At 29.1% G+C, this 22,690-nt stretch carries 21 protein-coding genes; 9 read left to right on the plus strand and 12 right to left on the minus strand.

The features are described 5' to 3' along the window. Positions 1-21: 21 nt before the first annotated feature. Positions 22-3,081, plus strand: coding sequence for a type ISP restriction/modification enzyme (locus EPJ79_RS05670; protein ID WP_147738765.1), 3,060 nt, complete (start codon positions 22-24; stop codon positions 3,079-3,081). A gap of 64 nt (positions 3,082-3,145) precedes the next feature. After that, a complete protein-coding gene (locus EPJ79_RS05675; protein WP_147738766.1) occupies positions 3,146-3,805 on the plus strand; it encodes a Crp/Fnr family transcriptional regulator in 660 nt (219 codons plus the stop codon). Positions 3,806-3,831: 26 nt separating this feature from the next. Here the strand turns inward: EPJ79_RS05675 and EPJ79_RS05680 are convergent, their stop codons facing one another. The 6 genes from EPJ79_RS05680 to EPJ79_RS05705 form a co-directional block, all read right to left on the minus strand. Next, a complete protein-coding gene (locus EPJ79_RS05680; RefSeq protein WP_147738767.1) occupies positions 3,832-4,788 on the minus strand; it encodes an ROK family protein in 957 nt (318 codons plus the stop codon). A 156-nt stretch (positions 4,789-4,944) separates the two neighbouring features. Then, the gene (locus EPJ79_RS05685) at positions 4,945-6,459 is read right to left on the minus strand and encodes a Do family serine endopeptidase (protein ID WP_147739610.1); all 1,515 of its coding nucleotides are present in this window, start codon (positions 6,457-6,459) and stop codon (positions 4,945-4,947) included. Between the two features lie 110 nt (positions 6,460-6,569). Next, positions 6,570-7,499, minus strand: a complete 930-nt coding sequence (locus EPJ79_RS05690; RefSeq protein ID WP_147546615.1) for a lysophospholipid acyltransferase family protein — start codon at positions 7,497-7,499, stop codon at positions 6,570-6,572. Between the two features lie 24 nt (positions 7,500-7,523). Further along, positions 7,524-9,476, minus strand: a complete 1,953-nt coding sequence (locus EPJ79_RS05695; RefSeq protein WP_147738768.1) for a hypothetical protein — start codon at positions 9,474-9,476, stop codon at positions 7,524-7,526. A 29-nt stretch (positions 9,477-9,505) separates the two neighbouring features. Then, the gene (locus EPJ79_RS05700) at positions 9,506-10,288 is read right to left on the minus strand and encodes an SDR family NAD(P)-dependent oxidoreductase (RefSeq protein ID WP_147738769.1); all 783 of its coding nucleotides are present in this window, start codon (positions 10,286-10,288) and stop codon (positions 9,506-9,508) included. A gap of 20 nt (positions 10,289-10,308) precedes the next feature. Further along, the gene (locus tag EPJ79_RS05705; RefSeq protein ID WP_147528957.1) at positions 10,309-10,800 is read right to left on the minus strand and encodes a hypothetical protein; all 492 of its coding nucleotides are present in this window, start codon (positions 10,798-10,800) and stop codon (positions 10,309-10,311) included. Positions 10,801-11,017: 217 nt separating this feature from the next. On the opposite strand from EPJ79_RS05705, the gene EPJ79_RS05710 reads away from it, so the two are divergent. The 3 genes from EPJ79_RS05710 (at position 11,018) to EPJ79_RS05720 (ending at position 13,785) form a co-directional block, all read left to right on the plus strand. Beyond that, positions 11,018-12,133, plus strand: coding sequence for a DegT/DnrJ/EryC1/StrS family aminotransferase (locus EPJ79_RS05710; protein ID WP_147738770.1), 1,116 nt, complete (start codon positions 11,018-11,020; stop codon positions 12,131-12,133). A gap of 285 nt (positions 12,134-12,418) precedes the next feature. Then, positions 12,419-12,997 (plus strand): superoxide dismutase family protein, encoded by a 579-nt coding sequence (locus EPJ79_RS05715; protein WP_147738771.1) that lies wholly within the window; start codon positions 12,419-12,421, stop codon positions 12,995-12,997. Between the two features lie 140 nt (positions 12,998-13,137). Further along, complete coding sequence (locus tag EPJ79_RS05720; RefSeq protein ID WP_021958287.1) at positions 13,138-13,785, plus strand: hypothetical protein; 648 nt, start codon at positions 13,138-13,140, stop codon at positions 13,783-13,785. Between the two features lie 9 nt (positions 13,786-13,794). On the opposite strand, the gene rimM is transcribed toward EPJ79_RS05720, so the two are convergent. The 4 genes from rimM to EPJ79_RS05740 are packed head-to-tail and all read right to left on the minus strand — an operon-like array spanning position 13,795 to position 16,352. Further along, entirely contained in the window at positions 13,795-14,310 is a 516-nt protein-coding gene (rimM, locus tag EPJ79_RS05725; RefSeq protein WP_147738772.1) for a ribosome maturation factor RimM, read from the minus strand. Next, entirely contained in the window at positions 14,307-14,549 is a 243-nt protein-coding gene (locus EPJ79_RS05730; protein ID WP_021958285.1) for a KH domain-containing protein, read from the minus strand. Before EPJ79_RS05730 ends, rimM begins: the two co-directional genes overlap by 4 nt. A 22-nt stretch (positions 14,550-14,571) precedes the next feature. Next, complete coding sequence (rpsP, locus tag EPJ79_RS11950) at positions 14,572-14,946, minus strand: 30S ribosomal protein S16 (protein WP_021958284.1); 375 nt, start codon at positions 14,944-14,946, stop codon at positions 14,572-14,574. A gap of 50 nt (positions 14,947-14,996) precedes the next feature. After that, entirely contained in the window at positions 14,997-16,352 is a 1,356-nt protein-coding gene (locus EPJ79_RS05740; RefSeq protein ID WP_147738773.1) for a signal recognition particle protein, read from the minus strand. A gap of 551 nt (positions 16,353-16,903) precedes the next feature. On the opposite strand from EPJ79_RS05740, the gene EPJ79_RS11530 reads away from it, so the two are divergent. Then, positions 16,904-17,494, plus strand: a complete 591-nt coding sequence (locus EPJ79_RS11530; RefSeq protein ID WP_158634352.1) for a hypothetical protein — start codon at positions 16,904-16,906, stop codon at positions 17,492-17,494. 98 nt (positions 17,495-17,592) lie between these two features. On the opposite strand, the gene EPJ79_RS05750 is transcribed toward EPJ79_RS11530, so the two are convergent. Next, a complete protein-coding gene (locus EPJ79_RS05750) occupies positions 17,593-18,498 on the minus strand; it encodes an Rpn family recombination-promoting nuclease/putative transposase (protein WP_147738774.1) in 906 nt (301 codons plus the stop codon). A gap of 199 nt (positions 18,499-18,697) precedes the next feature. Between EPJ79_RS05750 and EPJ79_RS05755 the strand changes: the two genes are divergently transcribed. From EPJ79_RS05755 to map, 3 genes are all read left to right on the plus strand, one after another. Next, positions 18,698-19,381: a pseudouridine synthase gene (locus EPJ79_RS05755; protein WP_147738775.1), complete on the plus strand. Its 684-nt coding sequence runs from the start codon at positions 18,698-18,700 to the stop codon at positions 19,379-19,381. Between the two features lie 96 nt (positions 19,382-19,477). After that, entirely contained in the window at positions 19,478-19,897 is a 420-nt protein-coding gene (locus EPJ79_RS05760) for a bactofilin family protein (protein WP_147558319.1), read from the plus strand. A 14-nt stretch (positions 19,898-19,911) separates the two neighbouring features. Continuing rightward, a complete protein-coding gene (gene map / locus EPJ79_RS05765) occupies positions 19,912-20,706 on the plus strand; it encodes a type I methionyl aminopeptidase (RefSeq protein ID WP_147561984.1) in 795 nt (264 codons plus the stop codon). A gap of 112 nt (positions 20,707-20,818) precedes the next feature. Here the strand turns inward: map and EPJ79_RS05770 are convergent, their stop codons facing one another. Further along, positions 20,819-22,069 carry a M14 family metallopeptidase gene (locus EPJ79_RS05770; RefSeq protein WP_147738776.1) on the minus strand — a complete coding sequence of 417 codons (1,251 nt, stop codon included), beginning with the start codon at positions 22,067-22,069 and terminating at the stop codon, positions 20,819-20,821. Positions 22,070-22,690: the final 621 nt, after the last annotated feature.

Genomic DNA, 22,690 nt, shown 5'->3' on the forward strand with positions numbered 1-22,690 from the left:
AAAAATTAGAGTAAAAAACATATGATTAAAAATTACTTAAAAGAAATTGAAAAATTAAAATCTCCTATATCGAACGAGCATACTTATAGAACGCCTTTAGAAAATGCGCTTAACTCTTTGAAAGTAAAACTTTATCCTCGAAGCGCTATAACTATTCAGCAAGAAACTTCAATTAATATTTCGGACGATAGCGATTTGAAAAAAGTATTTCCCGATTTTACGGTTGTAAACGAGGACGAAAGATTAATCGGCTTTATAGAATGCAAAGATATTGATTTTGATTTGCATAAAGCGATTGAAGGCAAAGGAAATTTTAAGATTTATAAAGAACAGCTTTTAAAATATTTGGATATTCACAATAATTTAATTTATACTAATTATATTGATTTTATTCATTTGGTTTTGGAAGAAAATCAAGGGCAGACTAAAACTATAAAAATTAAAAATGAAGTTTGTTTGAATAAAGGCGCGGACGCCGAGAAACTTTTTGAAAATATTTTTGAAGATTTTTTGGGAGCTACGATTAAAGAGATTGACAGAAAAGATTATTTTTTGAAACTGCTTGCAAGAAGAACTAAAATTTTAAGAGATTTTATAAACGGCGAACTTATAAATAATAATTCGTATTTGAAAAACGATATTAAAGGATTGTTTGAAAATACGATTTTTAACGATTTGAGCGACAAAGATTTTGCGGACGCTTTCTCCCAAATAATTTCTTTTTCGCTTTTGTTTTATAGATTAAGCGAAAGAAAAAATGTCGATAAAGATTCTTTTAGAAATATGCCCGAATATATTCCAATTTTTAGAGAATTTTTATCGAAGATAGATATTGAAAATTTTAATTCGCATATTTTATATTCTATAGATTCGATAATAAACGCGGTAAACGCTTACAATAAAAATATGTTTTATAGTCAATTTTCCACATCGACAGAAAAAGAAGACCCTTTTATTTACGCTTATGAATATTTTTTGAAAGAGTTTGACGCAAAGACAAGAAACGCTCGCGGAGTTTTTTATACGCCAATCGAAGCTGTGAGATATATTATAAAATCGATTGACGAAATTTTGAAAGATAGATTAAATATAGCGGACGGAATCTACGGAGAAGAAGTGCATATTTTAGATTTTGCGGCGGGAACGGGAACATTTATGCTTGGAGCGATTGAGAAAGCTTTTGAAAACGCGAAGCAAAACGGAATTGCGGGAGTTTGGGAGAATATAGTTTCGGATTTTATTTTAAAAAGGCTTTACGGTTTCGAGTTTTTAATCGTTCCTTATGTTTTGGCGCATTTTAGAATTCATGAATATTTGAAAGATTTGAATTACGATTATAAGAAAAATGATAGACTTCAATTATATTTAACAAACACGCTTGACAATAGCACGGGCGGACAAGTAAAAATGTTTCCTCAAATGCAGGCGGAATCGGACAACGCTTATAAAATAAAAAACGAAGAGCCGATTTTGGTTATAATGGGAAATCCGCCTTACAATAATAAATCGGAAAAGATTAATCGCAAAGAATGGATTGAAAATCTGCTTAAAGATTATAAAGAAAATTTGAACGAAAAGAAAATTAATTTGGATGACGATTATATAAAATTTATTCGATTCGCTCATTGGAAAATGGAAAACGCGGAAAAAGGAATAATCGGAATAATAGTAAATAATTCTTTTATTAGCGGCGTCACTCATAGAGAGATGAGAAGAAAACTTATGCAAACATTTGACGAAATTTATATTTTGGATTTGCATGGCAATGTGAATAAAGGCGAAAAATGTCCCGATGGTTCTATGGATTTTAATATTTTTAATATAAAGGAAGTTGGCGTTTGTATTGCTTTATTTGTAAAAACGGGATTAAAAAATAATAAGAATAAAGGAATTTATTTTAACGAAGTTTTTGGAACGCAAGATTATAAAAAAAATTATTTGATTGACAAATCAATAACGGACGAGAAATGGGTTGAATTGGAAGACGATAAAAAATGGCATTGGTTTACTAAAGTTAAAAGTAATGAAAAATATTTAAAAGAGTTTATCGGATTAACAGAAATTTTTAATGAAATAAATAGTGCTATACAAACAAAAAGAGATTACTTAACGATACAATTATCAAAAAATAAAATATTAGAAGTAGTCAATGATTTCAGAAATTTATCTGAAGAAGAAATTAAAAATAAATATAATACTAATGATAATAGAGATTGGAAAGTAAGCACTTCTAAAAAAGATTTATTAGAAAATAACGGACATGTAGAAATTATACATTATCGCCCTTTTGATTTTAGATATACTTATTATACAGGAATTTCAAGAGGATTTGTAGCGTATCCAAGAAAAAGTATTATGAGACATATTATAAATAGAGAGAATATTGGTTTAGCTTTTACTCGTCAAAATTCAGGTGTTGATATTTTTCATCATTGTTTAGTTTCTAAATTTATTATAGACGGTGGGATAACTAATTCTTGGACTTATATTGCACCGCTTTATCTATACGAAGAAAATTCTGCGGGCGAATTTAAATTGGATAGTTCATGCAAGCCGAATTGGACAGATTCTTTTAAAGAGTTTTTGAAAAATTATATAAGCGATAATCCGAAAGAAATTTTTAATTATATTTACGCGATTCTTTATAGTCCGACTTACAGAGAAAATTATAAAGAAGATTTGAAATACGATTATCCAAGAATTCCATTTACGAAAGATAAAAAGATTTTTGATAGATTGCAAAAGTTGGGAGGCGAATTGATTGATTTGCATTTATTGAAAAAAGTTCCGCAAAGTAATGCAGGTTATCCGAATAAAGGAGAGCATAAAATCTCTTACTCAAAATATAACGAAGAAGAGAAAAGACTATATATAAACGAAAAACAATATTTTGAAAATGTAAAAAAAGAAGTTTATAATTATTCTATCGGAGGTTATAAGCCGATTGAAAAATATATTAAGGCAAGAGATATTTTGACTTTGAAAGATATTAGTCATTTGATTAAAGTTATAGCTGTGATTGAGAGGACGATTTTATTACAAGAGGAGATTGACAAGGTTTGGAGAGAAGCTGATTTTTAATTGTATAAAATAAAATTTATTATAATATTGATTTTTTATTAATAAAAATTAAAATGTTTTTATTATGACAGAATACTTAAACACAATAATTAAAACTCGTTTATTTGACAATATAGACAAAAAAGAAATTCCTAATATTTTGAATAATTTTAAATCTCAAAAGAAATTATACGAAAAAGGAAATATAATAATAGATATGGGAGATAAAGTAGAAGCGATATATTTAATATTAAACGGAAAAATTGAAATATCGAAAGAATATGACGACACAAGAAAAAATATAGTCAATATACTTGAAAGCGGAGAGATATTCGCCGAAGCTATGGCTTTATCAACAAATAAAATATCTCAAATAACTGCAATATCTTTAAGCAAAAGCGAAATATTAAAAATAAATATAAAATATATATTCGATAATAATTTAGAAAAAAATAAAAATATATTTATAGAAAATTTATTAAAAATAATTTCTGATAAAAATAAATTTCTTTCAATGAAAAACGATATTTTGAGTCAAAAGAGTTTGAGAAGCAAAATTATTTTATATTTAGAATATATGTCTAATATGCAAAAATCGGAAAAAATAAATATTCCTTATAGCAGAGATAAACTAGCCGAGTTTATATCCGCCGACAGAAGCGCTTTATCGAGAGAATTAAATAGACTTGCAAAAGAAAAAATGATAGAACTTAACGGAAATAAAATAAATATTATAGATATATAATTTAATTTTTATTCGATTATTTCAAATTAATTATTTCTAAAAAATAATGCGGCGCAACCTAAAACTCCAGCATCGTTTCCTAAAGAAGCGGGTTTTATTTCAAGATTATTAACCATCATTCTTAAACCGTAATTTTGAACTCCTCTTTTAATATCGTTTATCATCATATCGAAATCTTTGCATAAACCTCCGCCGATAAGAACCAAATCCAAATCGAGCATATTTAAAGCTTGAGCTATAGACATTCCTAAATAATAAGAACATTCCGCTATAGTTTCTTTCGCAAGAATATCTCCGTTTTTAGCGGCGTCAAATAAAGCTTTAGCCTTTCCTTTATCTAATTTTTCGTAGGTTAAAGTAGTCGGAATAAGATTTTTATGAATCTTCTGTTTTGCCATGTTTATAAATCCCGTAGCGGAAGCGTATCTTTCAATGCATCCCGAAGAACCGCAATTGCATCTATCTCCGTCAGGAACAACAAATACATGCCCAAGCTCTCCCGCTCCGCCCAAAGCTCCCGTGAATAATTTTCCGTTTAAGACAAATCCTCCGCCCACGCCCGTTCCTAAAGTAATAAACATTATTGATTGATAATTTTTTTCTTTACCGCTTCCATATTTAGCCTCTCCCAAAGCTGCGGCGCTTGCATCGTTTACGGTTTTTACGGTAAGATTAAATAAATCGCCTATATCCGAAAATTTTAATCCATGTAGTCCAGGAATATTTTCAGCTCCGCCTAAATGTAGAGTTTCTTTATTCATTACTCCAGGGCTATCTATTCCCAAACCAATCGCTTTATAATCTGCAGGAATATGAGATTTTAATTTTTCAATAACTTCTTTTATTCTTTTTTTATGCTCTTCGGTTGTATGATTAGCATCAACATCAAAACTTTCTTTATATAAAATATTTCCGTTTTCTTCTACAATTGCTCCTTTCATAGAAGTTCCGCCAATATCTAAAGCTATAACTATATCTTTCATTAAAATATCTCCGACTAAATTATTAATGTATATTTTAGAATAAGAATTTAATTTGTCAATATTTTAATTTTATATAACGGCAATTAAAAGAAGAAAAATAATTTTCACTTTCTTTTAATAAAACCGCTATATATTTTTAATTTACACGCTTAAATATTATTCTACAATAATAACATAAGTCATTCTAGCTCTTTTAATGGTAATCGTATAAGATTTTTCATTGCCGTAAGATTTAACGAAATTATTATAATCGCTTATATTAGATATTGTCCTTCCGTTAATAGCCTTTATAACATCGCCCGCTCTAAGTCCCGATTGATAGGCTTTTGAAGATTGAGATATATTAAGAACGACTACGCCTCTTTCATTATTTCTAATTTGAAGTCTTTGAGATATTTCGGGAGTTATATCCGAAACATCAAGTCCCATCCAAGAACGAGAATTATTTGATTGTCCTCTATTAGGCAAACTTCTTCCGCTTGGAATTTCTTCGGTATCTTCCATTCTAGCTTCTATAGTCACTTTTGCGCTTCTCTCTCTACCGCCTCTTAAATATTTAACCGTCACCTGCTTTCCTACTTTTGTAGTGGCGACTTTATTAAATAAATCAGCCGATTTTGTCATTTTATCGCCGTCAAATTCAATTATAATATCTCCGTCTTGAATTCCGCCTCTGCTTGCAGGAGAGTCGGGAATAACTTCGCTTACATAAACGCCGCTTCCTTGTCTAACATTAAGCCCTCTTGCCAAATTTCCGTCTATATCTTGCAAATATATTCCTAAATATCCTCTTGTCACTTTTCCCGTTTCTTTTAATTCGTTCATAACGGAAGTGGCTATATTAATAGGAGTTGCAAAACCTATTCCAATATTTCCGCCCGAAGTAGAATATATTAAAGTATTTATTCCAATAACCTGTCCGTAAATATTAAATAAAGGACCGCCCGAATTTCCTGGATTTATTGCAACATCGGTTTGTATATATCTTTGATATCTATTAGCTCCGACATCGCTTCTTCCTTTTGCAGAAACTATGCCGAAAGTAACAGTATTGTTAAGTCCATAAGGATTTCCTATTGCAATTGCAAACTCGCCAGGCTCTATCGCATCGCTATCGCCCAAAGCGACATAAGGAAAAGTTCTATTCGCTTCTATTTGAAGTAATGCCAAATCATAAGCTTCGTCATAGCCGATTAATTTTGCAGGAAGCTCTTCAGTCTCTCCGTAAAGCAAAACCATTATTTTAGTAGCGCCTTTAACAACATGATAATTAGACAAAACATAACCGTCTTCGTTTACTATAAAACCGCTTCCTAATGACCTTTGATTTCTTCTCTGTCTTGGAACTTGGTCGCCAAAGAAAAATCTAAAAAACTCGTCCGCGTATCTGTCTTGCTCGGTTTGTCTCGCTTCAATTTCAGTAGATATATTAACTACGGCGTCCATATTTTTATTAACTACTTCTCTAATTGCGCTTTCCACTTGCAAAGCTCCGTCTATAGAACCTGAAAAAGCGACTTTTTGAGGAGCGGCTTGAGCGTAAACCGTGAAGTTATCTTTTTTATAATTCTTCTCGTATGAAAATATAAAGAAAGAAATTATAATCCCTACTAAAGTAAATGTTAATCCTAAATTTAGAAAAAACATAAATGAAGATTTTTTTTGATTCATATTCATATATAAATACCTCCAAAATAGTTATTATTACAATTTTTTATAAAATTTTATTTAATTTATTGTATTATATAAACCAGCTATAAAAAAACAAAGTAAAATAAAATTTACTTATAATTATTATGTTTATAAAATATTTCAGGCTCTCCTTTTGGTCTCGTATTCCATCTTGGATGAACCCAAAGCCAATTTTCGGGATACTTCCTTATTATTTCCTCTAACTTTTTAGTATATTTTTGAGTATTATAATATAAAGTTTCTTCTTTACTCGCTTTTTCCTCAATATACATTATTTCCGAAACTACTATTTTATGATGTCCGTATCTATCGGGAACATCGTAAATTATAGCTATAGGCGATTTAGTTTTCATAGCGACTGCCACAGGTCCTACGGCGGTAGCGCAAGGATAATTAAAAAAGTCCACAAAAATTCCGTCTAAATAATTTTGGTCGCATAAAAATGCAACGGGCGAATTATCGTATAACGCTTTAAATATATCTCTTAAATCTCCCCATCTCGATATGCATTCTTCTCCTCTTTTTTCTCTCCAAGAACGCATATATTTATCTAATTTAGGATTATCTAAAGGTCTGAATATAACTTTTGGATTATATTTATGAATTCCAAAATAAAAAGCTATATATTCCCAATTTCCTATATGTCCCGTAATTGCAATTATTCCTTTTTTGTCTTCCAATGCTTTATCAAAATCTTCAAGCCCTTCAATTTTTACTCTTTTTAATATTTGATTATTCGACATTCTCGAAGATTTTATAAATTCTGCAAAAGTTATTATCATAGATTTCATAGAGCGCTTGGCTATTCTTTTTCTTTCTCTATAAGTTTTTTCGGGGAAAGCTTGTTTTAAGTTTATTAAAGCGACTTTTCTCGCGCTTGGAACTAAATAATACATTAAAGCGCCTATAAGTTTTGCAAATAAAACTACAAATATATACGGAGAGAAAGATATAATTTCCATTAAAATACGCAACGGAATATATTCAAGCATTATTACTTTTTTTGATTTATACAAAATATAATCTCCAATTTGAATAATTATTTACATATCTTTGACATCTTCGTCTATATTATCGGAAACAAGAGTATCTATATTTTCTTCGTTATCGTTATTAATTTCTTTTTCATTTTCTTCAGTATTATTTACTTCGTTATTGTCTTCATTATTTTCGTTTTTGGTTTCTTCATTTTCTTTTATTTCTTCTTCTTTTTTATCTTCTTTGTCGTTTTTTTCTTCTTTATTTTCTTCTATAGTCTCTTCTGCTTTATCGATTAAAATTCCAGCTCCAGAAAGTTCTCCTTCTGTTATCAAATAATTAAAACCAGATATAAAATAATAGGCTTCGGTTAATGCTTTTAAAACATTATAGCCTTGAACTCTTTTTTTATGATTTCCTATATCTGCAAATAAAGTTAATATATCGTTTGGATTTGCAATTATTTTTTCTCTCTCTTCTTTATCTAAAAGCAATTTATCAAGTTTCTTTTTAAAAGAATTAATAATCGACATAACAGTAGATTTTAAATTTTTTGAAATATAAGCTCTCTGTCCGTTTCTCTCTGAAAGCATAGAAACTCTTTGCTCAAATCTCATAGCTTCGTCTTCTTCTACTTTCAAAATATTTTTACAAATTTCGCTATATTCGTTAAATCTTGAGTTTATATCCGACAAAGATAAAAATATATTATTAAAATCGGATTTATAATCCGTTCTAACTAAATTATCATAAACTAAATTATATTTTACTTTATTTGAAACAAACAATATTGAATATTCTCTATCTAAAAAATCTATTAAAACTTTTATTCTATAAATTTTATCGTTTTCTTCAATCGTATAAAAAGGGTCGGTTTCGTATTCTATATTATTATCTTCTTTTTTGAAAGAAACGCATTTTTCAATAAGTTTTACTCCGATAGATTCTATTTTATTTAATTTTTCTTCTTCGTCTTTTTTTCCTATATTTTCTTTTGCAGCTTCAATTTTGCTTTCATGAAGTTTTTGATTTGCCAATTTTAATTTTGTATAATAACCAAGTATATCGACATCCGTAATCTCTAAAAATTTATTAAATTCTTCCAAAGTTTCCAATTTTTCTTTTGACGCATATTGAAGTAAAATTAATAATTTAGGATAATATTTTGAATATATAAGCTCAACCGCTCTTTTGAAAGCTGAAATTCTTGAGTTCACTATTCCTTTGCTCATATTATCGACTATAGCATAAGAAGACATTGCTTTCTCGCCTACTAATTTAATTTTTGAAGAATATAAATGCAAAACATATAGAGGACGAAACATGCCTTTTAATTCATTAACATAGTTTACTGCGACTACGGGCGAATCCAATTCTTTATAAGGACGCAATAGATTCTTATAAACTTTTTCGTCATATTGGTCTTTTATTCTCTCTAAAAGTTCAACATCTTCCAATTCTGTGGCAAATCTGCTTATAATTTTCTCTCTCTTATTTTTTGAATCGGTATCGTTTATTCCCATAGGATTTAAAGCGTTAAACATTAAAGTATCCATTTCCAAAAGAGAAGAAATTACATTTTTGTCTATAAAATTTAAAAATTTAGGATTAACTTTACCGCCAAAAAATGTTATAACTCCCGAACTGAAAGCGCTTAACCATAACTTAAAATTAAAAAATAAAGGTTTGCTTTTATTTGCAGGCTTAAATACTTCGTTAGTTTTAATTTTTTCAATAGCTTCATAATTAGTTTGTTTATTTGTCGGATGCGATTCTTTTTTTGGTTTAATATCCGAATGTTCAAAACGACTTTGCGAGTTAGTATTTATAGAATTATTTTTTTTAATATGGCTATTTGTATTTGAGTTTATATTTGTAGTCGTAGAATTTATTTTTTTTCTACTATCGTAAACAACCTCGCCTCCAGCATCTACAAATTTATTGAATAAATCTCTTCTGTCGTCTTCTTCAATATCGTCTAATTTTAATCTATCTCTGGTTTTATCAATATCTCCCATAGAAAGATAACTCCAATTTATTTTTATTCTTAAATATTTTTTCTATACGCTATTGTCGCGGTTCCTTGACTTTCAGCCATAATAGTCATACTCGATATTTGAACATGACTTTTTCTCGTTATAACATATTCTATATTATCGGCTATATCTTCCGCATATAGAGGATTTAATCCTTTATATACATTATCAGCTTTTTCTTTATCGCCTTTAAATCTAACCGTAGAAAATTCAGTATCGACTAAACCTGGTTTTATAGTAGTAACTTTTACGGGCTTATCAATCAATTCTATTCTTATAGCGTCCCCAAACATTTCAACGAAAGATTTTGTAGCGCAATAAATAGCTCCGCCAGAATATGCCTCATCCGCCGCCGTTGAAGCAATATTAATTATATGTCCGCATTTGCTTTTTAATATAGACGGAAGCAAAACTCTTGTAGCCGCTATCAAGCCTTCGCAATTTACCCTTATCATTTGCAAAGCGTCTTCAAGCAAATTATTAGAATAAACATCTTTATTTAATGCAAGTCCAGCGTTATTTATAAGAATGTCAATATTTTTCCATTCGTCTTCTAAAGAATTTAAAGCTTTAACTATATCTTCGCTTTTAGAAAAATCTATTTTTATAGTTTTTACTTTTATTTTATATTCTTTTTCCAAACTATTTTTAAGATTTTCTAATCTATCAATTCTTCTTGCCGTTAAAATAAGATTAACTCCGTTTGAAGCAAGCATTTTAGCCACAGCTTCTCCTATTCCAGCGCTTGCTCCAGAAATAAAGGCGAGTCTTCCGCTAATATTTTCTTTATACATTAAGTTGCCTTTTTATTAAATTATTCGTAGGTTTGAACTTTTCCCGCAACATCTTGAGCCGTATATTGCATTCCAACTTCTTTTAAGTATTTTGAAATTAAACTATCCATTTGATTTTTTAATCCCTTTGAATACAATTCCGCTACAACCGTGCAATTCTGTTTTGAATCCCATTTAGTTTCAACTATAGAAAGCCCTCTTATTCTTCCAGCGACTCTCTCTTGAATAACATATTCGTCTATCATACCTTTTTCGGTTGAACTTAAAGATTCTATATAAGAACCCGCAATTTTAGCGACAATTTTATTTTTTGCATCCAACTCTGCAGCTTGTTTTGAAGTCACTTCTCTTCTGAATTTATCGTTTGCATCTATAGTATCGCTTGGCGAACCCATTCCCATAACTCTAAAAGTGTCTTTATTAATCCAGCCTTCGGGATTCTTTTTGCTTACTCCCGTTCCGCAAGAAATTAATAAAACTGAAATTAATAAAATATATAGTTTCTTAAACATAATATATGCCTCCAAATTTTGATTTTACTATTATATATTTTTAATAATATCTTTGCAATATATTATATAATAAAAAATTTATATTACAATAATTTTTAATTAATATAAACGCTTAATTTTATCTTTCAATAATCTACTATAATTTATTTTAAAAATATTGACAATTATCATAATTATTAATAAAATATTCTATATTATGTTAATAGGAATTTGAATTATGAAATATATGAATTTATACAGAGGCTACGAAAAAAGAAAAGAAGCGATTGATAAAAGGATTTTCTCTATTATAGAAAGAAGTCAATTTATTTTTGGCGAAGAATTGGAAGAGTTGGAAAGCGAACTTGCAAAATACACAGGCGCAAAATATTCGGTTGGAGTTTCTTCGGGGCATGTCGGACTCGTTCTTTCGCTTTTGGCTTTGGGTTTTGACGCGGGAGAAAATCATTCTAATAAAGAAGTTATAGTTCCCGCAATGACATTTTTTTCGACTGCGGAAGCTCCGTCTTTTTTAGGAATGAAAGTAGTCGTTTGCGATATAGACGAATATTTTAATATCGATGTAAAAAAATTAGAATCTTTAATAAATAAAAATACGGCGGCTATTATTCCCGTTAATTTATTCGGGCAATGCGCAAATTACGATATTATATTAGATATTGCAAAAAAAAATAATATTTTCGTTATAGAAGACGCTTGTCAATCTTTTGGAGCAAGTTATAAAAATATAAAATCTTGTTCGGGCAAATTAGGAGATATTTCAGTCACTTCATTTTTTCCCGCTAAACCTTTAGGTTGTTTTGGAGATGGCGGAATGGTTTTTACAAATAATGAAGAATATTATAAAAACCTTAAACAACTTCGACATCATGGAGATGAAGGCGGAATGATTCATGTTAAATTAGGAACTACGGGAAGATTAGATAATTTGCAAGCTGGAATACTTTTAGAAAAATTCAAATGCTTTGAAGAAGATATGAATCATAGAAGAGAAGCTGCAAAATATTATAATGAAAAATTAAAAGATATTGTTAAAGTCCCTGAAGTCGCAGAATATACAAAATCTGTTCATGCTCAATATGTTATTCAAGTTAAAGAAAATAGAGATGAAATTAGAAAAAAATTAAGCGAACTTGAAATTCCAACCGCTCTTTATTATCCGCATCCTATTCATTTAGCGCCCGTTTTAATTGAAAAGTTAGGATATAAAGAAGGCGATATGCCAAAATCGGAATATGCATCAAAACATAATATAGCCCTTCCTATAGACAACGATATTCTTAAAGAAGAACAGGATATGGTTATAGACGCTTTGAAAAAAGTATTAAAATAAATAATTTAAATTTATAATAAGGAAAATCTCTCGTTATTACGGACGATGTAAATAGTTATGCGGATAATACGCAAACTAAAGGCGAAGAACCTTTATATGTCGCCATATTCTAATCGATAAAGGATAACTAAAAAGTCTATGCTTAAAATAGCATAGGCTTTTTTATTTTTACAAAATACAAAAATAATTTGTTAATAAAATAAATAAGGTTGCAAAATATTAATTATAATATATAATTTATACTACAAAAATTTAAAATAAATTACTTCAGAGGAGGAGTAAACTATGACAAAAATTTTAAAAGTCTTATTAATTTTAAGCTTTATAGCTTTAATAAGTTGCTCTCAAGAAAAAACGGATTCTACTATTAAAGATACCGTAGATGGAGAGAAAAAATTTAATTCTACTACTAGTGATATTGTAGAATTAAACGAAAAAGGCGCTGGAGAAAAATTCGGAACTATAACGGTTACGGAAACTGCGGATGGAATATCTATAGAAGTTAAAGCTTCTGGATTAAAATCGAAACCTGGACAAGTAGGTTTTCACTTGCATGAAAAAAATTCTCCCGAACCTACTACGGACGCTAACGGTAATTTAGTAGTAGGCGGAGGATTAGGCGGACATTGGGACCCAGATAACACTCAAAAACATGCAGGTCCAGATGGAGACGGACATAGAGGAGATTTAGACGCTTTAAATATTAATGACGATGGCAGTATAAATCAAGTCGTTATAAGCGCAAAGATAAAATACGGCGATGTAAAAGGAAGGTCTTTCGTTATTCATGCAAATCCTGACAATTATACGGATGAGCCAGCAAACGGAGGAAGCGGAGCGCGTTTATATACAGCTATATTCTAATTTGGTTAAAAAAACTCTATAATAATTAAGCCTCTATGCGTTAAAGTATAGAGGTTTTTTATAAAATAAATTTGATTTTTAATTTTTATTATTGTATTATTAACATAATATATAAATCGAACTTCGGGAGAAACTTTTTAATGAAAAAAATTATTTTAATATCAGCTATTTTAATTATAATAGTTAATTCAAATCTTTTCGCTAAAAAAGGCTTTGGAGGAGACTTAACTGTGACGCTTGGAGCTGGAGTCGGCTTCTTTCATGGAGATACGAATAAATATCCCGATGGCAGTTTTGAATTCGGAGTATATTTAAAACCAAATTATTATTTTGAATTTGCAGTTCTATCTTTAGGTTTATCTTTAGAAGTAGGCTATCAAAGAGATATTTTTGCCTACAAATACTATAAAAGCAAAGGCAATTATTCTTTCGATAGTATAGCTTTGGGCTTTTTTCCTAAAATAGATGTTTTATTTTTATCAATAGGTTTTGGCGGAGGAATTAAATTCCCGCTTGGAGGAAATTATTCTTTTGTAGATACTTATGGCGGAAGAAGATTAGAAAAATACGATTATAAAGAAATGCAAGGACGATACGGAAAAAATTTATTTATTCCATATATAAAGGCTGCAGTTGATTTTATTTTATTGCCTAATATCGCACTTGGAGTATATATTTCTTATGATATTCCGCTAATGAATTATAAAATAGTCGACACTTTATCGCAAACAAAAATTGCCAAATTCTCTGCTTTAGATATTGGCGGACAAATTACATTAAGATTTTAAAATTTTAATTTAATCTTCTAAAATTGGTTTTTGAATTATTTCAATAGTTTTATTTATTTTGTCGGTTTTTCCAAAGTAGGCTTTTACGAAAGGAATTGAAACAATTTTATTATTTTGATTATTTTCTGAAAGTAAAATATTAAATACATAATTTGAAGGCAAACTATAAATACTTAAAATCTCCCCGTAAATATTTTTATTTTCGTCTATTATTTTATAGCCTATTAATTCCGCTTCGTAAAAAGTGTCGTTATCAAGTTCGGGCAAATATTTAGAATCTATATAAATGTCGCATCCAATCAATTTTTTTGCCGAATCAATATTTTCGATATCTTTTAATTGAAAGACGAAAGATTTATTTTTTTTCTTTACTTTAAGAATTATATATTCTTTATCGTTTATTATAATGGGAATATTTTTACTTAAAATTGGGATGGAGGCAAAATGACTTTTATCTTTAAAAGCCGTTTCAACCTCTCCATTTATCCCATGTATTCCCGTGATTTTTGAATAAAAGATAATCAATTATCAATAATCTCAAGAATCATTCTTTTTCCACTTTTCATGGAAGTAGCGAAAAGAATCGTTCGTAATGCGCTCGCTATACGACCTCTTTTGCCGATGATTTTACCTATATCGCTTTGGTCTACTTTTAGTTCGAGAATAGTGCTTTTTTCTCCTTCAATAACTTTTACGCTCACTCCATCAGGATTATCAACTAATTTTTTAGCCAAATACTCTATAAGTTCTTTTTCTTCTGCCATATAGAAACTCCTTTTTTTATATTCAAGCTTCGCTTTTTTCCTCTACTTTAACGGGTTCAGAGGATTCCGCTTTAGCCTGTTTGCGATTTTTTCTTCTTTTTTCAGGATTTTTCAAAGGTCTTTTCCCTTTCCTTTCTATTATATCCTTTTTATCTCTTTCTACTATGCCCTCTTTAATAAGAATACTTTTTACCGCATAACTCGGTTGCGCTCCGTTAGAAAGCCACTTTTTTATCCCTTCTATATTTAATTTATATAGAACTTCTTTTGCCTTTGGATTGAACCAACCCAACTCTTCAATAAAGCGTCCGTCACGCGGAGAGCGAGAATCCGTAGCGACTATACGATAATGAGGTTCATGCTTGCGTCCCATACGCTTTAATCTTAATTTAACCACTTTTTTTCCTCCAATCAATTTTATTCTTTACTATTTAATATTTTATTTTATCACATTAATTTATTTAAATCATCTATCGACATTCCCATATTTTCCAATGATTTTGCCAATTTATCCATTTTCTTTGAACTTCCCATCATATTTTTCATCATAGAAAATTGTTTTATAAGTTGATTTACTTCAAATAAACTCTGTCCGCTTCCTTTAGCAATTCTCATTTTCCTCGAATTATTTAAAGGAAATAATGCCAATCTTTCTTTTTTAGTCATAGATTGAATAATAGCTTTATATTTACTAAATTTAGCTTCTTCTCTACTTATTAAATCGCTGTCAATATTTCCCATTCCTGGAATCATAGAACTCATTTTACTTATTCCGCCCATTTTAGCTGTAGCTTCAATTTGCTTTAGAAAATCGTTATAATCAAAATTATTTTCTATAACTTTTTTTAACATTTCTTCGGCTTCTTTTTCGCTTATCGCCGCTTTAGCCTTTTCGACAAGTTTTACAATATCGCCCATTCCAAGTATTTGTCCTGCTACTCTTTTAGCGTCAAATACATCTATATCTTCCAAATGCTCGCCCGTTCCGACAAATCTAACCGAAGAACCCGTTGCATATTTTAAAGAAAGCGCCGCTCCTCCTCTAACTCCCGAATCGAATTTTGTTAAAATAACTCCGTCTATTCCTATATTGCTTTGAAAACTTTTCGCCACATCGTAAACGCTCTGTCCCGCAGTAGAATCTACTACTAAAAGTTTTTCCGTAACATTTGTAGTATTTACGACTCTTCTTAATTCAAGCATCATCTCTTCGTCAATTTCAAGTCGTCCTGCAGTGTCGACTAAAATTAAGTTATACTGTTCTTTTTTAGCGATTGCCAAAGCTTTTTTTAATATTTTATAAGGCTTTTTTTCTTTTGTGTCTATATGGCAAGAAATATTAATCTCTTTAGCCAATACGGAAAGTTGCTCCATTGCGGCAGGTCTGTGAACATCCAAACCGACTAATAAAACTCTTCTTTTTTCTTTATAATATTTTGCCAATTTTGCGGATGTTGTAGTTTTACCCGAACCTTGCAAACCGAAAAGTAAAGTTATTGTAGTTTTTTCGATAGGCTCTAATTTTAAACCGCTTTCTCCTTCGCCAATCATAGAGATTAAAGTATCGTTAACATCGGCTATGAATTGATTTGAAGGGTCGACTCCTTCCAATTTATTTTTTCCAAGCGCTCTGCTTTTAGCTTCTTCCAAAAATTTATTTGCAGCTTCCAAAGAAACATCGGCAGATAATAAAGCTTCTTTTATCGTTAAAAGACTTTCTTCAATATCTTTATCCGATAAAACTTTTTTACCGCGTATTTTAGAAAATGCGCCCGATATAGATTTAGTTAAATTTTCAAACACTTTAAAACTAACCTTAACGCTATTATTTTTATAGAATTATAAAATATTATGATAAAAAAGTAAATAGCAAATAAAAATGGTTTGATTAAAATTATTTGTATTTGATTAAAATATATTTATAGTGAAACGATTTAATATAAAATTAATAAAATTCTATTCTAAAAATTTAACTTTTTTCAAATGTGGATTGCTTAAATTTTTTTGAAATTTAAGAATTTTTTTAAAATAAATGCTTGACAAATTTTTTTAAAATGTTATAATTTGCATACAATTAATAAATAAATAACCGAAGGAAAGAATTTCGGTTTAAGGATGTTTAACTTGAATAATCTAGAACAGAACAGAACGCTATTATTATCTTCTAAACAATAATTTAAATTTCTATATATTACAAATTTCAAAAGCGTTTAAATTTTTAAGCGCTTCAATTTTATTGCAAAAATTTTTATCAAATAAAAAACTAATATTTGAATTATTTCAATTCAATCAAAATTTTAATTTCGCAAGAAACATTTATTTAAATGTTTTTAATAAAAATTAAGGAGTGTAGTATGAAACTACTAAAAAAAATTACAATCTTATTATGCTTTTTGTCTTTGATAGCTTTCGTAAGTTGTAGCGCCGAAGATAAAAGCGGAGTAAAAGAAAAAGACAATGCCGATGGAACTGAAATTACAGGCGGCGGAAAAAGCGGAACTTCTGGAACAGGCGGAAGAGCTGGAACAGGCGAAGGCTCTGGAACGGGTGGAACTTCTGAAACAGGCGGAGGCTCTGGGACAGGCGGAACTGAAACTACTGAAATTGGAAATTTTCCTCCACCTGCGGGAACATATAAAGATAAAGATGGAAGAGAAGTCACTAGAAGAGAAGTCACTAGAAGAGATGAAGAGACTGAAATAGAGGGGAAGGCTAAAAATAGTGAAGGCAGAGATAGCCGTTTTGGTTTTAATATTACAGAATGGAAGAAAACAACAAAAGACGGAAAAGATATTAAACTTGAATCGGTAGACGCAACAGACGCATGGGGTTGGGGGCATCGAAATATTAGTATAGTTTATTATTACGATTCTTCAACTTTAGAAATAACTTTTAAAAGTAATTCTGGAACCGACTTTTTATTTAAAGGAACTAAACAACCTTGAATAATATAATATAATTTTAAACTTTCAAGTTAAACGGGCGAGGTTAAAACTTCGTCCGTTGTTTTTTATTTATATTAAAATTAAAAAAGAAGTGGGATTTATAATTTTTCAATTTCTTTTATGGTTAAGCCTGTTATTCGTTTAATAGTTTCTATATCGATATTTTCTTTTTTCATTGATTTTGCAATAGTATAATTTCGTTTTTCAATTCCTTCTTTAATTCCTTCCGCTTTGCCTTCTTTAATTCCTTCTGCTTTGCCTTCCTCTCTTTCTCTTGATAACATCATTTTTTGCCCCAATAAAAATGCGTCTCGGGCATCATAAGCTCTCATTAATTTATCGTCAGAAGTAAATCTTTTGTATTCTTCAATTACTTTTGTCATAATCGGGTTTGCCTCCATTAATTCTTTTTCGATTAATTCTAAATTATTGCTTGTGAAAAATTTCATCCAAGTTAATAATCTATTTTTCTTTAATTCATCTAAAGTCGATTTTTCAATTATTTCAATAAACCTCTTCGCTTCTATAATATGCATTTGAATAAAATCTAAATCTATATCATGATTTTTTGTGTCGATTAATTTAAAGCAGCGGTGAGGTTTTCCCTCGTCTCCAAAATCTAAATTAAAGTTAAGTAAATTTATGCTAATAATTCTCGGGAGCTTTTTATAATCTTCGCCTTCCTTTAGTTCATTAACAATATTTTTTGAAATATAATAAAAAATTCTTTTGACAAAATCAATATTCCCGCAAAGTTGAATTTCAATAATTACAGTTTGATTATCTTTTGTTTTCGCTTTAATGTCTATAATTGATTCTTTTAAATCAATGTTTTCAGATAAATTATAAGGGTCGATTATTTCTAAATCTTTAACTTCTTCAAAATTGAAATCGCTTAAAGCAGCGTTAACCATATCCTCAAGCATATTTTCATTTCCATTTTTGCCGAGCAAATATCGGACGAATAAATCATTTAGTTTATCAATTTCTCTATTTCTTTTCATAAGAATATTATAACAGAATATTTTTATTTGTCAAAATTTTATTTCATTAATAATTGAATTTTATGAAAAATGGATTGCTTCGCTCACTCTGTGCGCCTTCGACAATGCTCTAATGATGGAATAAAAACTTTATCTTTTTTAGGTTATTTTATTATTAATAAAACTATGATAATATAATCAAAAAATAAAAAGTTGAAATATGAGATTAAATAAATATATAGCCTATTTAAATATTGCAAGCAGAAGAGAAGCCGATAAATTAATTAAAGACGGAAAAGTAAAAGTTAACGGAGAGATTATAATTAATCCCGCTATTCAAGTTGGAGAAAACGATAAAATTATTTGCGATATAGAAAATTATAAAAACGAAAAAATATATATAAAATTAAATAAACCAGTCGGTTATGTCGTTTCAAATAACAAAAAAGAAGGAAAACCGATTTATAAATTATTAGACGAAAATTTAAAAAAATTATATCCCGTTGGAAGATTAGATAAAGATAGCAAAGGATTAATACTTTTTACAAATGACGGAGTTTTTAGCAGAAAAATAATCGGAGAAGAAAGCGAATGCGAAAAAGAATATTATGTAAAATTAGAAGGTAATATTTCAGACAGCGCTTTAAAAAAATTAGAATTTGGAATTTCGCTTGACGGGAAAAAATTAAAACCCGCTATAGTTAAAAGAGTTTCAAAAAATTCTTTTAATATAATTCTTAAAGAAGGCAGAAATAGACAAATAAGAAGAATGTGCGAAAAGGTTGGTTTTGAGGTTATTTTATTAAAGAGATTGAGAATTTCAAATATATATTTAAATGATTTGCAAGAAGGAAAATTTGAATATTTAACTAAAGACGAAATAAATTCTATTTTGAATAATTAAATTTATAATAATTAAATTTTTAAAATAAAAAATAAATATTGACTTTTTAATATTATGATTATAAAATTAAATTAATATATTTACGGAGTTGATTTTATGGCAAGAAAAGATATTATAAACAGCGTAATTGGAGACGGTTCTTCATTTAAAGGAACTTTTATAGTAAAAGGTTCTTTTCAAATAGACGGAAAATTTGAAGGCGACTTAAAAATAGACGGACATTTAATAATAGGAACAAACGGAAGAGTAAAAACAAGCACAATTCTTACAGAAAGTATAACGATAGCGGGAACTTTAATCGGAAATATTGACGCAAAAAAAGAAGTTATTGTAATAGAAACGGGAAGAGTTTTGGGAAATATAGAAGCGCCTAAAATAGATGTTGGCGAAGGAGCGATTATTCAAGGCGAGATGACAATTACGGGCGGACAAAAAAAGAATATTACTAAAGTTGTCGAAGAATCTTTTACGGTTAATAAGCCTTCTGAAAACTCCGATATAGATAACGGTAAATAATATAAAGGATTAAAATGTCTATAAAAATAAAAACTCAATCCGAAATTAATTTAATGAGAGAGAGCGGACATATTCTTGCAAATGTATTTAAAGAAGTCGGAAAAATCGTGCAGGCTGGAATATCTACTAAAGAATTAGACAAATTCGTTTATAATTATATAAGAAAAAACAACGCTAAACCCTCGTTTAAAGGTTATGGAAATCCGCCTTTTCCCGCTTCAATTTGCGCTTCAATAAATAACGAAGTAATTCATGGAATTCCAAGCAAGAAAAGAATTTTAAAAGACGGCGATATAATCGGTTTAGATATTGGAGTTTATTATAAAGGTTATCATTCCGATAGAGCTTTTACATTTAAAGTTGGAAATGTTTCAGAAGAAGCTTCTAAATTAGTAGACACAACAATGGAATCTTTTTTTAACGGAATTAAAATTATAAGAGACGGAGTTCATTTAGGAAATGTTTCTTATGCTATTCAAAAAACCGCCGAAGATGCGGGCTATTCTCTTGTGCGAGAATTTCAAGGACATGGAGTCGGTTCAAATTTACATGAAGAGCCTTCCGTTCCAAATAGAGGAAAACAAGGAACGGGTCCGATATTAAAAAAGAATATGGTTATAGCAATAGAGCCTATGGTTAATATGGGACATCATTCTATTTTAATTGAAGAAGATAATTGGACTGTGATAACAAAGGACGGTTCTTTATCTTCGCATTACGAACATACGATTGCAATTACAAATGACGGAGTTGAAATTCTAACCGCTTTAGAAGACGATGAGATTGTAAATAAGTATATGAGTAAATAATTTATAATTTTTTATAATGTTATTCTTTATTTTTGCTAACTAAAAAATAATAATTTTAACTTCATTTATTATATTTTACCAAGCTTTATACATAACCACTATAAATAATAAATCATTCTAATCCGTATATTTTAAAAAATTCGCTTAATATAGTATGCATTATAATTCTTTTTTTATCATAATCTAAATTTTTAGTAAGTTCTATTCCGAAAGCTTCTATATTTTTTTTATTGGCATAATAGGTTATAGTCGTAGGCATAGGATAATACATTTGCTTAAACTTAAAACTCATTGGCTCTATTCTTGAATTTATATTTGCCAAAACTTTAGAGACTTTATCGTCTAATTTTCTGCTGTCGTAAATAATAGAATCGCCAAAAAATTCTTTAAATCCGTTTCCTTCATGCAATGTAAGAACGACATCAATTTTATATTCGTCAAGCATATCCATATATTTTTTTGCAAGTTTATCGGTAATACTTCTATTTATTTTTCTGTTAAAAAATCTATTGTTAATATCTAATCCTTCTATAGCTCGAACATTTTTTTCGTAAGCTTCAGGGACTGCTATCGGCACTATAGTTAAACTTCCCTTTTTTATTGGCATATTAATTCTTTCAATTGCGACATCCGTTCCAACTCTCTCGCTTCCATGCGGAACTATCAAAAATATATTAGGACCTTCTTTAGGATGAACAACTCTGTGAATAATATTTTCGTTTTTAGTTCCTTCCATTATTTTAAAATTGTATCTCTCTATATCTTCATTTAAATGACTATTAATTTCAGTATCCAACTGTCTTGAAACATTATCTATTAAAGTTCTTTCGTTTTCAGTTATTCTATAAGGACCGTCAAGAATCGGAATAATAGAAGTTTTATTATAAGGTTCTAAATAATAACTTAATCCCAAAGAATTTTCGGGTGCTATTTTTGTAGCGTTATCATAACTTATAATAGAAATATTTTCGTCATAAGAAACAACGGCAAAAGATTTTCCTTTGAGATTATAAGCTTTTCCGTCTTTAGATAAAATTATTTGTATATCGTCATTATGTTTTGTTTTTATATACATATAACCGTAATTTAAAGTAAATCTATTATTTTCAAAAGTTAATTTTGCGCTCGGCATTAATATAATAGATTTTTGAGAATTATCTAAAACTAAATAAGAAGATTCTTTAGTTAAAACAGAAAAATAATCATTTGGAAAACTTTTTTTAAAATCCATATTTGAATTTTCTTCATTAACTATTATTGAAGTTTCGCCTTGCCTTGAAATTATTTTAAAATTATTTGGAAAAAGATTAAAATTTATAGATAATATAAAAATCGCTATTAAAAATATTTTATTAAAACGCATATATTTAAAGATAATCCCGTTTAATTTATACTATATCTTTATTATTTTCGTTTAAAATATAAATAGCTTTAGACTTTTATGATTAAAGATATTATTAAATTATTTTCGATATAGCCTCGCAATTACGAAATAAATAAACTAACAAAATTTAAACTTAAAAAAATTATTTATTTAATCGTCTGCATGAATATATACCATCCCCCAACCCCCACTAGCAGTGTGCGCCAAGAATAATGTTCTTTTTAAATCATCCTTATTTGTATAAAATCTATAACGATACCCATTATCTAAATCTTCACGATAAGTAATAGCCTTACCATTAATGGAGTCCCGATAATCATTTGTACCCACTAATATAAGAGGTAGAACTCCTTGTCTTATTGCTTTAGGTGAACCAATAATAGCATTTGAAGATGTAGTTTCAAAATAATTATCTCTATTATTATTATCATATATATATTTTCCAGAAAATCCTTGAGGTATTATACCATTATATTTTTCTTCAGGTTTCTGTTTAGATTTGCAGCTAATTGAAAATAATAATATGAGTAATACGATTTTGAAAGAATTATTGATTAAAGATACAATTTTAGGCTTTGCTTTGCTTTGCTTTGCTTTGCT

The organism is Brachyspira aalborgi (assembly GCF_008016455.1).
GTDB lineage: Bacteria > Spirochaetota > Brachyspiria > Brachyspirales > Brachyspiraceae > Brachyspira > Brachyspira aalborgi.

What these genes read in the sequence shown, in the direction of transcription:
- EPJ79_RS05670 (WP_147738765.1), top strand. Translation starts at nt 22, where the DNA reads ATGATTAAAAATTACTTAAAAGAAATTGAAAAATTAAAATCTCCTATA.
- EPJ79_RS05675 (WP_147738766.1), top strand. Translation starts at nt 3,146, where the DNA reads ATGACAGAATACTTAAACACAATAATTAAAACTCGTTTATTTGACAAT.
- EPJ79_RS05680 (WP_147738767.1), bottom strand. Translation starts at nt 4,788, where the DNA reads ATGAAAGATATAGTTATAGCTTTAGATATTGGCGGAACTTCTATGAAA.
- EPJ79_RS05685 (WP_147739610.1), bottom strand. Translation starts at nt 6,459, where the DNA reads ATGAATCAAAAAAAATCTTCATTTATGTTTTTTCTAAATTTAGGATTA.
- EPJ79_RS05695 (WP_147738768.1), bottom strand. Translation starts at nt 9,476, where the DNA reads ATGGGAGATATTGATAAAACCAGAGATAGATTAAAATTAGACGATATT.
- EPJ79_RS05700 (WP_147738769.1), bottom strand. Translation starts at nt 10,288, where the DNA reads ATGTATAAAGAAAATATTAGCGGAAGACTCGCCTTTATTTCTGGAGCA.
- EPJ79_RS05705 (WP_147528957.1), bottom strand. Translation starts at nt 10,800, where the DNA reads ATGTTTAAGAAACTATATATTTTATTAATTTCAGTTTTATTAATTTCT.
- EPJ79_RS05710 (WP_147738770.1), top strand. Translation starts at nt 11,018, where the DNA reads ATGAAATATATGAATTTATACAGAGGCTACGAAAAAAGAAAAGAAGCG.
- EPJ79_RS05715 (WP_147738771.1), top strand. Translation starts at nt 12,419, where the DNA reads ATGACAAAAATTTTAAAAGTCTTATTAATTTTAAGCTTTATAGCTTTA.
- EPJ79_RS05720 (WP_021958287.1), top strand. Translation starts at nt 13,138, where the DNA reads ATGAAAAAAATTATTTTAATATCAGCTATTTTAATTATAATAGTTAAT.
- EPJ79_RS05730 (WP_021958285.1), bottom strand. Translation starts at nt 14,549, where the DNA reads ATGGCAGAAGAAAAAGAACTTATAGAGTATTTGGCTAAAAAATTAGTT.
- EPJ79_RS11530 (WP_158634352.1), top strand. Translation starts at nt 16,904, where the DNA reads ATGAAACTACTAAAAAAAATTACAATCTTATTATGCTTTTTGTCTTTG.
- EPJ79_RS05750 (WP_147738774.1), bottom strand. Translation starts at nt 18,498, where the DNA reads ATGAAAAGAAATAGAGAAATTGATAAACTAAATGATTTATTCGTCCGA.
- EPJ79_RS05755 (WP_147738775.1), top strand. Translation starts at nt 18,698, where the DNA reads ATGAGATTAAATAAATATATAGCCTATTTAAATATTGCAAGCAGAAGA.
- EPJ79_RS05760 (WP_147558319.1), top strand. Translation starts at nt 19,478, where the DNA reads ATGGCAAGAAAAGATATTATAAACAGCGTAATTGGAGACGGTTCTTCA.
- map (WP_147561984.1), top strand. Translation starts at nt 19,912, where the DNA reads ATGTCTATAAAAATAAAAACTCAATCCGAAATTAATTTAATGAGAGAG.
- EPJ79_RS05770 (WP_147738776.1), bottom strand. Translation starts at nt 22,069, where the DNA reads ATGCGTTTTAATAAAATATTTTTAATAGCGATTTTTATATTATCTATA.